Below are 14,336 nucleotides of genomic sequence, written 5' to 3' on the forward strand. Positions count from 1 at the left end.
TTAAAAACAGTGAACTTGAGTTTTAAGCGGTCATCATATGTGAAAGCACTAAACAGAGTTTAGTTGGTCTTATAATAGGTATATTTGAAAACGCATTGGGTATAATGCATCGTTTTACCAATAGCTCTAGATAGGCTTTCCAGTTTTTATAAGCTTATGCACGCACTGTGGACCGACATTTTCACTTTTAATTAAATCGGGGTCGAGATTCTCTAGCTCGTAATCGCAACCTAATGTAAAGATCTAATTCCTTACCTTGTTCCGTAAAACAACTCATATTACCGTTATCTATGTTGTAGCTGTTTTACTTCTTCAATTTTATCAATAATAGGGACATACGATGAACTTATTTAACGTAAAGTTTCTGCGAATTCGTTCTGTCTTCATAGTCTTAGTGTCTATATGCGTACTATCTTGTTCAAGTGTGCACCAAAACACAGCTCAGCAAAATCATGTAGGTCAGCCAGGTGAGATTTTATACGACTACCTTAGTAAAAATATCAATGACGAAAATGATGTTCGGTCACTCTTAGAGAGTTATGAAGGTCCTGACAAGACAAAATTGTATGTCAAAAAATTTCACTCAGAAATTGCCATCCTCTACGCCCAAGATATTCTCTCTCCTTCTTACAAAATTACGGAAAAGGAGAAGAACGCTCGCTTTTTAAGTATTAACACTGAACAGGCTACCGCGTTATTTGCTCTATATCCCGTTGATACTGCAAAGTGGATGAGAACAATTTCAAAACATTCCACATTAACCCAGAACGAAATTTACGAGTCCGCTATAGCAGCAGGCCTCGACCCTTCTGTAATTTTCGCAGCCTCGGCCTCTGGATTTATAAACACTGCAACACCGTTGATTAACTCTGTCGGGATGGTTATTTACGGGCAGGATGAAGATAGCGTAGCTAGCGTACGCTTTAGAGAAGAAGATGACACACATTGGCGAAAAGGCTTGGATTTATCTTGGGAACCAATTCATGGAGCTTTCGCAGGCAGCATTGTGTACCTCAATGCCGACACAACTTACTTTATCGAAGTCGCCGTAACCGATTCGAATGGAAATGTTGAAGAACATAAGTTTCAAACTAAAACAAAGCCAAATTCCCCCCCTATCGATCCAGATAAAATCTATTATCTATCAGAAATATATTCAGGGGGTCAGCTTGACTTAGAAGCGCTAAATATTCAGGGTGCTGCAAACGGTTATGCCAAAATTATTGGCGATGGTCCAGTGATCGAAGCAGGTAACGACGCGCTTTCTGCAGTAAATATCGGTAACAATTCGTATATCATGCTAGAGAACTTGACGGTAACTGGCGGGGAACGGTACGGCATTTTTGCCAAAAAGGCCCATCATATTTGGATTAAGGGATGCAATGTCTCTGGCTACGGCAGAAGAGCTAACGATATAAGAGATGGGATTGCTTATTCAAGCACTACTAGTAGCTCTCCGATTAACTACGACTCTGGGATTTATTTAGAGCGTAGCGGCATTGCTGTGATTGAAGAATGCGAAGTGCATAGCCCTAATTTGTCCGCGAATAGTTGGCAGCATGGGCACCCAAAAGGTGCAAATGCACTTCAAGTTTGGGCATACCACGATAGTGATTTGTATAGAGGCGAATTCATAGTAAGAAACAACCGGTTTTATGGCTCGCATGAACACAGGTTCAACGACGTAATTGAAGGAAGAATGAATACCGAGCGCCGTGGTGGCTTTGTCAAGAATTCCGCTATTTACGGTAATTATCTTGCTTATGCCAACGATGACGTAATAGAGATAGACGGCGGTCAGCAAAATGTATTGGTTTATAACAACGAGATTGAACAGGGGTATGCAGGTATCAGTATTGCACCGAATACACTTGGACCAAGCTATATTTTTCACAATCACATTCACAATTTGGGCGATGAAACAGGTAAGGAATGGACCGCTATAAAAGCGGGAGGCTTGATTGCCAAGCCCGCAGGAAGAACATTTATTTTTGAGAACGTAATTGATGTTGAACGAAACGGCATCGCTGCATCTCGTGTAAATGGTGACACTACCTTCTGGGTAACCTCTAAAAACAATATTGTTTTCACTCAAGATTCTGGTAATTCAGCAGGGTATTGTATTTTTGACAAAGAAAAATATATAGGAAGTACTAGCATTAATGACCTATGTTTCAACCAAGATACGTTAGACGCCAGATACGAATTCAATTTTGAATATCTTCAAGAGCATGCTTATTCAGATGATATTGAATACATCGAGTCTTTAAAAAGCGTTGCTTCCCCTAAACTATTTATTTCAGATGAATATCAAATCCCAAACTTTTCAGGAACGATTGGACTACAGCTAGTAACTGAAAAACCCGAGGTTACCTGGGAGCTTAATCCAAATGATGCTGTATATGAAGAACTAACAAGTCAATATGAGTACGGTGCAACAATTATCACAGCTGAAAGCGCTATTACTCTCACAGGCAACAATTGGCAGATTTTTCCCATAGATTATGAATTGACAGGCAATTCGATGATAAACCTTGAACTAGCCATAGAAGGAAGCGCAGAGATAATCGGAATTGGATTTGAAACAGATAAAGATGTAGACAGCAACCGAGTAGTTAGATTTGTCGGCAGTCAAAACTGGGGGATAGATGGCACTGACAGCTTTAGCGGTACGAGTAGTCGAGTTTCGTTCCTCATAGGGAAACACATTACAGGCCAAGTAAACTACCTCGTCTTGGTTTTAGACAATGACAAAGTTAAACAGTCCACCAACTCATCACGTGCAATTTTTAAAAGTATCTCAATCACCGAGAATTAGAAAAATAAATGATTAGACTATTATTTTTACAGGGAATAACTTTAGGGTAAAACAAGCTTTTGGGGATAATGAAATCATCATGAAATATATTAGTCATATCCTCTCATATGCTGCTTCATATAGGTTAGATTGACCAAACATCTAAAGTGTATATTTGGGTCTAATTTTTGCTTCTAAATTTTAGAATTAATTTTGAAAATAATCGGCTTTTTAGGGACGAGTGTGAATCAATTTATTAAAAAGAAAGTGACTAATTTGTTGGAAGGTTACCCAAAAGTGTTTTTTTGCCACGTTCCAAAGTGTGGGGGGGTATCTCTATCTGATGCGATATATCAATCTCTTTATCCAAAAGTTTTTAAAGCTTCTCGATTTGTTGGAAGTATAGATTTAAAAGGGAGCAAAATTTGTAGCGAGATATTAGATATCGATATGATGTTAGCAAGAGAAGCCCAACTGATTAATTTTCTGCACTATAAGAATCAAGTGTATGTAACCGGTCATTGTAGAGCTAGACCTGAGGTTACTCAGCAATTTCATAAAAATTGGAACTTCATCACTATTCTGAGAGAACCAAACAAACGCTTTGTTTCTGAATATATTTATAATCGCTTCAAACAGTCTTCATGGGTTAAAAGCGAGAGTGAAATATCTGCATACTTAACGTCTGAAAAAGCGAAGTTATCATGCACTACTTATGCTCGTTTTTTCTCGCATTTTAATGACCCTGAAGAGATTCTGGCGAACAAGGATGAAGCGGCTAGTTCAGCTATAGAAAACTTAAAAAGATTTTCTAGTGTAGGAATCTTAGAAGATTTAGAAAGCTGGAAAACAAAGTTTAATAAAAGTTTTGATACTAGAATTACTATAAGCAGCAAAAATACGACGCCAAATAGCGAAGAGGCAAATAAGATCTATAACGATCCAAACATAATGGAATGTATAGACGAGCTAAATGAGGTAGACCAGATTATTTATGAGGCAGTGAAGAAATGGTAAAAAAGCGCTAGCGTGGATTTACGCTGGCTCCTTTTTATAGACGAAACTTAAAATATCTTCTACAAAAAACTTGAAAGGTTCCTGATTCCTTTTAACCTTCACTTACATTTGATATGAACAAGGCATAAACAACGCTCTTTATGCTACGACACCCTCAACTCTTAGTCGATGTATTTTTGAAGAAACAACTGTAACGTAGAACGTAGTGATCTCAAATAAAAACGCCCGATGATTAGCACCGGGCGTATTCTCTATTTTCGTTATTTATAGGCCATTTGCGCACCTATAATTTTAAAAACGACTATCTTATTTTTCTACGTAGCGCACCGACGATTAACAGAGCTAAACCTGCAAAGCCAAGGTGGCTTGGCGCTGGAACTTCTGTAATCGCTGCAGTTTGGCAAACGAGTACATTGTCACAAATTTCTACGTTAGAAAACGAGGCGAATGAACCTGTTTGATTTTCATCGTTATCAAGGACAAAAATGATTCTGTCAAACGTACCTGTGAAAAAATCGCCAATATTTAATGAATAGTTTACGATTCCGTCACCTACTGAATAATTTCCGAAAGCGTTTAACGGGTTTTCTCTAACTATCTTGTTAAGTTGTGAACCACCGAAAAAAGCAAACGAATCAATTTGTCCGTACGTGTAGGTATCATTATTGTCAAAACCAATACCGTACAATTCAGCATTCAAGCCTGACGCTTCGAATGAAAATTTAAGAATAGAGCTACTTGTGATGGTAACGTTCATTAGAATATCAATCCAACGGTTTCCACCTAGCTCCAAAGTGGCGCCAGAGTTACTCGACAACAATGTACCTGAGCTATTATCCTGACTCGCGTATCCTGAGGCAGAGCCAACTTCATTATCGAAGTTTATAAAAGCAGCGTTTGCGGCACTTGTAAATAAGACGACTGACGCTATCAATGCAGCTTTAAAAAACAATTTCATACAACTACTTCCTTTGATAATTTTGGGATAGAAGCTTCCGCAGCTTTCTACACACCAATCATGCATTAATTGCGCCAACATTATAACTCTTAAATTACAGAGACTTAGAGAGCGCAGTTTCAAAACTGTAAAATATAGTGACAGTTTGTTTATCTTACTTAAACGAAAGACTAATCATATTTCTTGCACGTGACTTTTCATTTTCTACAGCGCAGTGAACCTTTCCACGCACGTTGACCAAGTCTGCCAAACAATTATCCACTTTATTAATAAGTGAACCGTCTACCAATTCCGATAAATGAGTACCAAACGTTGGAAGGCCTAATTGATTCATAATACCCTCAGATTTGTGCTCGTAGTTAAGCGCAAATGCTGGAGTTCCGAAGTTCATAGAAATGATAGCACTGTGCAACCTGGTTCCTATGGTAAGCTGACACTTAGAAAGAAGTGTACCTAACTGTACGTCATTCAACTCATCCAAAACAACTTTGAATTTTTCTGGAAAATCTATTTTCTTCTGTACTCTTAACGCAACCATCCTGTCGTCTTTTTGATAGCCATCAATACCAGTGCAAGTAGAGCACGCGAGTATGTTGAACCCTTTTCTGATTAAGTGGTTACAAATTTCTGCATACTTATCTTCGTAAAGGTCCTGTGATATTCCTAACCTCTTATCAAATGGTTTTAACTCCCTGAGTGTTATGGCTATCGTATTTTCTGATTCTACAAATTCAATAAGTGCAGCGTTCTCAATAGCAACATGATTGCTTCTCACTAACCATGCAGTATCCGCACCTTCATAGTAACTCCTAGGAAGCTCAAACTTTTCTTCTAATAGGTCTTTACTCACTGACTCTCTTAGTGCAAGTACTTTGGCACGATTGAAAACCAATTTTGATACATCACAAAACTCCTTATTCTCAAATGGTCCTACAGAGTGCCCTAATATGAGTAATGGTGTGCCTGAAGCCAGAGTACACAAAGCATGATAGAACTGCCCTACCCCGTAAAGATCTACGAAGAACGACCCTCCAACTTGAATAACATAGTCATACTCTTTAAGAGACTTTATGTAATCCTTAAACTCTTGAGGTAATCTTGTATCTATCTTCGTACTCTCTGCCGAATTGACAAGATGCTTTTTTAACGTTGACTTGTAAATTCGATTCTGTAGCTTTGCTTTCAAGCCACCTTTGAAACGCTGATACTTGTAAATCCAATCGAAAATGAAAGGTTTCCCTAGTAAAAACTCTGAGCTAACTGGAAATCGAGACATCACATCAACGTTCGCACCTGGCTGTTGCTCTTCAACCTCCTCAATTAACCCACGAATGATCGCACCATCACCTCGATTACCGCATGTATGATTACCAATTATGAGAATTTTCATTTTATTAAACCGTTTTTAATTTTAAAATTTCTAGCAAGCGCGTCTGAAGCTTTCGAGCATTGAATTCGTCGTCTACTTTGCAGCGGGCATTCTTTCGAATAATGTTGAGATTTTGATTTTTGCTAATCTCGACAATTTTCCGACTTATAGCCCCACTGTCTTTTTCGGGAACTAAGAAGCCAGACTCGCCATCTGTAATTAATTCAGGAATACCACTGTGAACTGTGGACAGGACGATTACTCCACTTGCCATGGCTTCCATAAGTGACACCGGAATACCTTCCATGTCGCCAGATGAATCACGAACGGATGGAAGCAAAAATAGGTCAGTAGATTTGAGCGAGCTCGCTACTACGCTTGAGGGCTGTGCACCTTTGAATATGACTCTATGTCCGTTTGGATGATTGTTAGCTTTATTGCGAAGCTCAGGAAGTAATACGCCATCACCAATAATTGTATAGCGGCACTCTAAAGGACACATTAATACTGCTTCGATAGCAAAATGTAACCCTTTCTTTTCGGTAGCTCGCGCAACAGAAAGAATTGAAAGAGGGGTGGAAGCAGCTTTTTCATTGTAAGAAAAACGATCAACATCAACGCCCATGTGAACTACTTCTATTCTTGAAGGCGCCACACCTAGACTCACTAGTTTTCTTTTCCAATGTTCACTGATGGGAAGTAATTTACCACCTAATTTACCGTAGAGCTTTTCCCAAATAGCTAGCTGATCGTATCGGCTGATTTCGTAGCCGTGAAATATCGTAAATAAATTGTCACACTCGATGAGTTCTGCTTTAACGAGATAATCAAAAATGACACCATTACTCCCAAAATGGGCAACACAGTTATCGATTTTGATGTCTCTTGACTTTAAAAACCAAACAATACACATCAAGTCTTTTGCTAAAAACTTGTTTCTTCTTATTAGAAAATAGAAAAACAATTTAATAAGCCTAAATCTCTTTGGCGAACACAAGCAATAGAGGAAGCCAAATAGCATATATAAGTAGGAGGTTTTATCGTGTTCAGAGGGCAAAATAGACGTTACATTTACCTGCGCACGAGTTCCAAAAACCTCCGTAGCCACGTCATTATCATTCTTTATGGGGTTCACGGCCAAAACATGAACATCCACTCCCTCTGTCACCAAATCTTTAACTTGATTTAAAACGAATGTTTGAGAAAGAACCGGAAAGCTCCTTACAAAAAAACAAACTTGCTTAGTGCCAGACATTTAAAACCCTTTTATTCGCTGAACAGAACTTTTTACTTCTGAATATTGGAAATATAAAACTAACGCAACAGCAACTGTAAAGGCAGCAACAGAAGTCTCTTGCATGAACCACAAATCAGGTATTAAAGGAACCAAGAATATGTGGAATACCGCGATTGGAATAGAAAAAGCAAGCACAACAATCAACATACTTCTCAACGAATATGAAAATTCAACACCCGTTATGTATTTAACAAAGTAAAAATTAACAATAGGAAATAACGTTACTTGAAATACAACCATTGAAAATACAAGCGCTTCAACACCAAACATAGAAGAAATATATATAACTAGCGCATTGGGGATCATCACGTAAATATTCCACAAAAAGTTACGCTTAGTATGCCCTGTAGATTGGACCAATGGCCCTACAAGATTAGAGGAAGCAACTCTAATAAACCAAAAGCCCGCGAGTAACGAAAGTACCAAACTATATTGAGCGTACGAGTCTCCAAAAAATAGTGTCGCTACTAATTCAGATGCAACAATCACGGGCACGTAAATAAACGCTAAAACAAACAATTGTAAGAAGTAGATATCTTTATAGACTCTCTGAAATTTTTCGTTGTTCTGTTTGACTTCAGCAAACGCAGGTAATGCCACTTTACCTATAATTGGTTGTAGCGCTTGTGCAGGTCTACTGGCTAATTGTTTGATGACGTGATAAACACCCATCTCACTACTTGGTAATGTAATAGCAAGAATCATTACATCGAGTTGCTTTCTAACAATGTTTATCGCTTGAGAACCAAAATCAAAAATGCCGTAGTTGAAAGCCTCTTTAAATATTCCTGTATTAGCAGATAACGAAAGGTTCACAAATTTTCCCAAAAAGAGCATGAAACCCAACAATTTAGCTACTTGATAAATGATAATTGCACCTACTAAGCACAATAGCTCAAGCTCAGGAAATGAAATTGCAAAACTAAATGATAAAAGCTTTGCTGCTACATCAATTTGCGCAATGCTTTGATGCTTAAAGTGCTTCATACCGACAGCTTGATATTGTGACGATAGCGATGAGACTACAAGAAGCAAAGTTGCCAGTCGAAGCTCTTGTATTATAGCTTCGTAACCAAGAGCACTAGCTATATAAGGTGTAAGCAGATATAGAAGAACACTAAAAATTGCGCCAATTATTAAAGCAAGATAATAAATCGCATTACTCGTTTGTTGGTCCGCATCTCGCTTAAAAATAAGAAAATTAGAGATGCCGCCAAGCGCAAACGCAACAAAAACTTCAATCACCATATTAACTACGGCGAATTGTCCAAAAACTGAGGGCGCTAATATCCTCACGAGAAACGCAAGTTGTACCATCGTCAATACGAGATTGACCAACGTTGCAAGTGTTGTCCATGAAGTAGCGCTTACTAATCTGCTCAACGTAAATAATTCCTTCTATTAGCTTCTAGCACTTTGTTTTCCACCAGCGAGCTTTAAGATTTCAGAAAGTGAAACGAAAAAGATTGACGTTATAACCCCAAATACCGAAATTCTTTCCTTAAACGATGCATTGCTGGTGAAGAAGACTATGAGGGTTCGCTTTACGTAAAGTTTGATGGCATCCCAAGTGAGCTTAATTGATTTAAATTTTTGTTCTGTCTTATCCCAAGCTCCACCGATAACACGCCTTCTTTTCTTTAGTATTTCAGATTTATTTCTAGCTGGGTGCTTTACGAGAGCTTCACTACAAAATACAACTCTTAAGCCTGATTGAGTGAGGCGTTTGGCCATGTCGTGATCGCCGCCAGATTTAACTTTCGCGTTAAAGCCTCCCAAATGTAAAAGATCTTCTCTTTTGGAAAGCCAGTTTGCCGTTATGCAAACTCCTTTCTTGGCATAGGCCTCTTGGTCCATAGAGAAAAAGTTCTCGTACGCTATCGATGCTTCATCAACTTCTTCATCCTCATCTTTAAAAAAGTGAATATCGCCAGCTATGACACCAAAATCTTTTTGTTTTTCTGCGCAATTAACCAATTCTTCTAACCATTTTTCGTCTGGGACGCAATCTGCATCAGTAAATGCAACATAGCCCCCTTTGGCTATTGACAAGCCTTTGTTTCTAGCAGCATAAGAACCAGGCGCAAATTCCTGTATCGCCGTGATCCCGTCAATTTCTGAAACGACCTTGAAAGTGTCATCATTAGAGCCATTATCAACGATAATTATTTCGAAAGTGTCTTTAGCAAAATGCTGCGCTTTCAGCGCGTTTACACACTTAACAATTCTTCGAGCGTCGTTCCAAACAGGAACTATCACTGAAACTTTAATTTTTGAAGTCATAAGAACCACGTAGAAAACTGAGATTTACATTCAAATAGACGGAACTATTGCAACGCTAAATAGACATTGGCTTGTTAAGTACTTTACGCTTGACGGCATTATAGAAAAAAACAATTGTTGCCTTAAAACCAGCAACCTTTAGTGATTTAAAAACCCAAGACAGTTTTTTGTTTTTATGCTTTAGAGAAAACAATATTTGATCACTTACGCGTTTATTAAACCAATAGTCGCCCAGAAAATCTTTGTGTTTATAGGCTGACCCAAGTCTTTTATCTATGTCAGCAGGCTTCATTTTTCTGACTTTTGCGCCAATTCCGTCTTCATTTTGAAATCTATAAAGGAAAAGCGGTTTGGGAATATTTACAAATGTGATGTTTTGTTGAAAAAGTCGAACATACATGTCCCAGTCTTGACCGTTATTTAGCGACTCATCAAACGTATTTTTAAGTAGAAGCTGTCGTTTAGCGCTAAACCCACTCATTCCACAGTAAGTGTTTCCTCTTAACAATGAAGGCTTGCTCACGAGAATATCCTTATTGACAACAATAACGTCTTCTTTCCCCAATTGCTTGAAGCCGGTCACGACCGCTTCTGCCCCACTCTGATAAACTTCTTGCAAAGTCTTCAGGTACTCTGGCAACCAGACGTCGTCATCATCGAGAAACGCAACAATATCACCCGTAGCATACTCGACACCTAAATTTCTGGCTTTATTTGCTCCACATGAAATATTTTGTCGATAGTATTTAGCTGCTGTTGAATCAACTATAGGCATCGCGCTTTTATAAGAAACACTTGAATTATCATCGATAATGATCACCTCGTGTGGTGAGCAGTACTGATTTTTAATGCCCTCCAAGGCTTCTATTAAAAACTCTGGGCGATTAAAAGTGGTTATGACTACTGATATTTTCATACTCATGCTTTTTCATCCCCGGAGTCTGTTCCCTTCATTAATGTTAACGTTTTTTCTGCTATTCGATCCCAGTTAAACTCATGTAAAAACGCTTCTTGATTGAGATTCAAATTTAGATTCTCTAAATCCGTGAGTTTTTTTGATAACGCGGAAGTATCGCCAACAGTGAAATAACTGTCCTGAGCGGCAACTATATCCTTATTTGGCAAAATATCGCTTAAAAGAACAGGGGTTCCTGCACTTATAGCTTCCAACGCTACTATTGGCAGTCCCTCGTGGTATGAGGGTAGAACGAATACTCTCGCATGCTTGTATAAAGCCTTAAGTTCATCGCCAGATCGACGGCCTGCAAACAAAATGTTTTCACTGGCCTGTTGTACAAGGGAGGAGGCGTATTCATCTTGATGATCTGCTTTACCAACAATAACGAGTTTAAGTTCGCTATCAGAAGCTTTGTAAGCGGCTATAAGGTCATGAAAGCCTTTTTCTGGAACTAGCCTCCCTACTGTCAAAATGTAGTTTTGTGATGATATGTTGAGTTCTTTTGGAAGTGCACTCGCAGAAATTGAGCCAGTGAATGATGGCAACATTCCGTTAGGCACATAGTTAATTTTTTCAGAATGCTTCGGAAACTGCTCTTTTAATCGTTGTGTTAATGTTTTACCCACTACAAAAATTTTGTTTGCGAAAAGAACTCCCATTTTTTCGCCAGTTCTAAGCATAAACTTCGCAAGCCCATTCCATTTCTGTCTGTCATAGTCGGCGCCGTGATGTGTAACGACCACTTTCATCCCAAGCAGTCTCGCTAAGGGTGTGAATAACGCAGGTCCAATAGCATGAAGGTGAACAACATCTGGATTAACAAATATTCTTGCGTACAAAATCGCTAAAAACGTGTGCATGAACGTTTCTAAAAACTTGTGCTTCAGTGTCCAAACACTTCTTACATCAACTCCTTCAAAGTTGTACTGCTTTTGGCTAACGTAGGGGGAGCGCGCAATAACTGTTACAGAAACATCGCTTTTCGTTATCCGCGGGTACAACTGCTGACAATGAGACTCAATGCCTCCCATAACATCTGGTATTCCCCGTAACCCTATCGCGCATATCTTCATATTACCTTACGAACCTCATGATTTAAGTTTCTGTCACGTTTATTAGCGTGTATCGACCTTTTAGTCGTCGCTAGTGCGAAAACGACACTAATCAAAATAGCGAAGAAGATTAGCCCCTCAATGTTCCACAGCGGCATGGTTGCCATATTCATTATGAAAAAACCAATAACAGAGAAAGCTACTATCTTAGATAAGCCCCTGTTGGCGATATTAAACGCTTGCTGTAAGCAAAAAGCGCACATAAATATAAACGCGGAAAAGCCGATAACACCATATTCATAAAGGTTTGAAACGTATGTGTTATGTGCATATTTTGCAAAGACGCCCTTCCAAGAGTCGGGACCAAAACCGATCAATTGATTAAGCGCTCCAGCGTTATTGTAAGCATCGATGTACTGACTCCAAATGAAGACTCGAGCGGACATGATGTCTTTTTCTGCCTCACTGAAATAGATAGGCGATTTAAAAATGATATCTAAGTTGCTTATTAGAAGACCAACGTCTGAAAACCTTTCTCGCATAGTGAAAGAAAGCACCATGAATGCCAAAACAATAGCCATAGTTACAATGCTCAGCACAGGAACCTTTTGCGAGGGCTTTAAACGCTGCTCAACCAGTGTGAAATAGAAAACTGCGGCTATCGGCAATATCGTGAGTACTGAGGTTCGATAGTTTACTGAGATGAGAAGAATTACAGATAAAGAGAACAAGCTAGTTCTAAAACGAATTGAGTTCGGTTTCGTCAGCCCAATCACAAATATAAAGCTTACTATAATCATTGAGAAAGCCGCTTCGTGATTATAGCCCCCTATGAAACTGGTAGAGCCGTCAGCTTCAGCTGCTTTTGCATGACCAAGCAAAATAGATAAAATTTGTAATGTTACGGGCATGAAAAATGGTACTAAAAGCTTCCTAAAGGTTTCGTTCTGACCTTGCATTCGAATAGAAAGGAATAGCGCTCCAGTCAAAACTAAGAAATAACACCATTTAACCAGTACGTTTATGGCGCCTGGAATCTGCATATTTACAAACCCACTTACTGCAATTGCAATAAAGAACAAGTAAAAAGGAAACAATTTCCTTAAAGTAAAAACAGCAAACGGCAGGAAGAAAAGCCCTAACCCAGCAACAGAAATACTGGAAAGTGCATTAATAGAAAAACCTGCGATAAGAGAAGGATACGTAATCGTATGAAATGCTGCCAAGAAAAACCTTAGCCATATTGCGCAAATCGCAAACGCTAGGTATTTATTACAATTGCCAGTGACAGTACGATACACCAGAATGAAACTGATCAGGCCAACGACAACTTTTAACCCTTCGAACATGCTTATTTACAAACCTTATCTATTATTGCAACCACCTTCTCCTGGAAGGCTTGGTAAGAGAATTGCTGTGCACAGCTTCTACTTTTGGCTGCATAGGAAGTGCGAACGCTGTCGTTTTCGAGCAGTTTTAAAGCGCCGCAAACACCCTGAACGTTATTGAGTTCACATAGAATACCGTTTTTCTCTTCGCTAGCACCAGATACGTGATAAGGATATTTCTCAGCAAGAATTTCAGCGGGACCTGATTCACAGTTAGTAGCGACTACGGCTTTCCCTAAGCACATTGCTTCAACGATGGCATTGGGAAAACCCTCTGCATTTGATGTGCTAACAAAAAATTCGGCGCTGCTTACATAAGGGTATGGGTTAGATTTAAACCCCAAGAAATGAACTTTGTCACCTACCCCCTGCTCTATTGCGAGGTTTTTCAGTTTAAGCTCTTCATCACCTACTCCCAGAATAACAAGGTTTTCTGAGATATTTGCTTTAGCGTAAGCGTTGATTAAAAGTGAAAAATTCTTGTTCTTTACTAATCGCCCTACACCAATAATGTAAGGTTTAGCAGGGAGGTCTAATACACTCTCCTCGGCCTGTTCCTTCAATTGTTCAATATCGTAGGGGTTATATAACACAGTTACTTTGTCTTTCGGCACTGCATAATTTTGGATTAAATCGGCTTTTACACCTTCAGAAACAGCCACTACGCTATCGGCTTTATTATATAGCAATCTAACAAGTAATCGGCTCACCTTATCCTTTAAGCCACCTGACAGATGGCTGGTAGTATTAACCCTTTCACTAATAATTGATTTGAACCCTAAACGCTTAGAAAGCGCGACGTTTAGAAAATTACTTCGCGTTAAGAAACTGAATACATACTCAGGACCAATCTTTTCCAAAACAGGCTTTAGCTGTCGATAACCCTCGACTAGGCTCCCCTGAGAGTCCAGTACAGTTTTATCGACGAACGCCGGGCATTGATGAGATTCAGGGAGATCATCCAAAAGAATAAGATGGACGGGAATCGTTTTTTCTTCGAAATAAGATCCCATTATGGTTAATAGTTTAACCATAACTCGTTCAGCGCCGCCGCCTTCAAGTGAATTTATGATAAACACCGCTGGACGCGCTGAGTACTTCATGAAAGTTCCTTTTCGTTGTAATAAAACTACAAGCAGTTCTAATGATATCAGGTGTTATTGATATTCGTACATGGTTTCCGCCCTTCAATGCTAAATGATGGCAAGTGCTTATCG

General features: G+C 39.0%; 11 protein-coding genes. 2 read left to right on the forward strand and 9 right to left on the reverse strand.

Translation table 11 applies throughout. From position 1 onward, the window contains the following. Positions 1-424: 424 nt before the first annotated feature. Both ACFI6J_RS03060 and ACFI6J_RS03065 read left to right on the forward strand, forming a co-directional pair. Entirely contained in the window at positions 425-2,818 is a 2,394-nt protein-coding gene (locus tag ACFI6J_RS03060) for a right-handed parallel beta-helix repeat-containing protein (RefSeq protein WP_462585694.1), read from the forward strand. A gap of 222 nt (positions 2,819-3,040) precedes the next feature. Beyond that, a complete protein-coding gene (locus tag ACFI6J_RS03065; protein ID WP_334039525.1) occupies positions 3,041-3,814 on the forward strand; it encodes a sulfotransferase family 2 domain-containing protein in 774 nt (257 codons plus the stop codon). A gap of 301 nt (positions 3,815-4,115) precedes the next feature. Here ACFI6J_RS03065 and ACFI6J_RS03070 read toward each other — a convergent pair whose 3' ends face one another. The 9 genes from ACFI6J_RS03070 to ACFI6J_RS03110 form a co-directional block, all read right to left on the reverse strand. Next, the gene (locus ACFI6J_RS03070) at positions 4,116-4,772 is read right to left on the reverse strand and encodes a hypothetical protein (RefSeq protein WP_334039524.1); all 657 of its coding nucleotides are present in this window, start codon (positions 4,770-4,772) and stop codon (positions 4,116-4,118) included. A 154-nt stretch (positions 4,773-4,926) separates the two neighbouring features. Beyond that, complete coding sequence (wcaK, locus tag ACFI6J_RS03075) at positions 4,927-6,162, reverse strand: colanic acid biosynthesis pyruvyl transferase WcaK (RefSeq protein WP_462555455.1); 1,236 nt, start codon at positions 6,160-6,162, stop codon at positions 4,927-4,929. Between the two features lie 4 nt (positions 6,163-6,166). Beyond that, positions 6,167-7,396 (reverse strand): glycosyltransferase, encoded by a 1,230-nt coding sequence (locus ACFI6J_RS03080; protein ID WP_462555453.1) that lies wholly within the window; start codon positions 7,394-7,396, stop codon positions 6,167-6,169. Further along, on the reverse strand, positions 7,397-8,821 hold the full coding sequence (locus tag ACFI6J_RS03085; RefSeq protein WP_334039521.1) for an oligosaccharide flippase family protein: 1,425 nt from the start codon (positions 8,819-8,821) through the stop codon (positions 7,397-7,399). A gap of 18 nt (positions 8,822-8,839) precedes the next feature. After that, positions 8,840-9,721 carry a glycosyltransferase family 2 protein gene (locus tag ACFI6J_RS03090; protein WP_462555450.1) on the reverse strand — a complete coding sequence of 294 codons (882 nt, stop codon included), beginning with the start codon at positions 9,719-9,721 and terminating at the stop codon, positions 8,840-8,842. 55 nt (positions 9,722-9,776) lie between these two features. Then, a complete protein-coding gene (locus ACFI6J_RS03095; RefSeq protein WP_334039519.1) occupies positions 9,777-10,637 on the reverse strand; it encodes a glycosyltransferase family 2 protein in 861 nt (286 codons plus the stop codon). Positions 10,638-10,639: 2 nt separating this feature from the next. Then, positions 10,640-11,752, reverse strand: a complete 1,113-nt coding sequence (locus ACFI6J_RS03100) for a glycosyltransferase family 4 protein (RefSeq protein WP_334039518.1) — start codon at positions 11,750-11,752, stop codon at positions 10,640-10,642. Beyond that, entirely contained in the window at positions 11,749-13,080 is a 1,332-nt protein-coding gene (locus tag ACFI6J_RS03105; protein ID WP_334039517.1) for an O-antigen ligase family protein, read from the reverse strand. The genes ACFI6J_RS03100 and ACFI6J_RS03105 overlap by 4 nt, the downstream gene beginning before the upstream one ends. A 2-nt stretch (positions 13,081-13,082) precedes the next feature. Further along, positions 13,083-14,222: a glycosyltransferase gene (locus ACFI6J_RS03110; protein WP_462555447.1), complete on the reverse strand. Its 1,140-nt coding sequence runs from the start codon at positions 14,220-14,222 to the stop codon at positions 13,083-13,085. Positions 14,223-14,336 lie beyond the last annotated feature (114 nt).

This window comes from Alteromonas sp. G4i13, from assembly GCF_054960505.1.

Coding starts and splice junctions, on each gene's coding strand:
- ACFI6J_RS03080 (WP_462555453.1), bottom strand. CDS start 7,396: ATGTCTGGCACTAAGCAAGTTTGTTTTTTTGTAAGGAGCTTTCCGGTT.
- ACFI6J_RS03090 (WP_462555450.1), bottom strand. CDS start 9,721: ATGACTTCAAAAATTAAAGTTTCAGTGATAGTTCCTGTTTGGAACGAC.
- ACFI6J_RS03070 (WP_334039524.1), bottom strand. CDS start 4,772: ATGAAATTGTTTTTTAAAGCTGCATTGATAGCGTCAGTCGTCTTATTT.
- ACFI6J_RS03105 (WP_334039517.1), bottom strand. CDS start 13,080: ATGTTCGAAGGGTTAAAAGTTGTCGTTGGCCTGATCAGTTTCATTCTG.
- ACFI6J_RS03095 (WP_334039519.1), bottom strand. CDS start 10,637: ATGAAAATATCAGTAGTCATAACCACTTTTAATCGCCCAGAGTTTTTA.
- wcaK (WP_462555455.1), bottom strand. CDS start 6,162: ATGAAAATTCTCATAATTGGTAATCATACATGCGGTAATCGAGGTGAT.
- ACFI6J_RS03110 (WP_462555447.1), bottom strand. CDS start 14,222: ATGAAGTACTCAGCGCGTCCAGCGGTGTTTATCATAAATTCACTTGAA.
- ACFI6J_RS03100 (WP_334039518.1), bottom strand. CDS start 11,752: ATGAAGATATGCGCGATAGGGTTACGGGGAATACCAGATGTTATGGGA.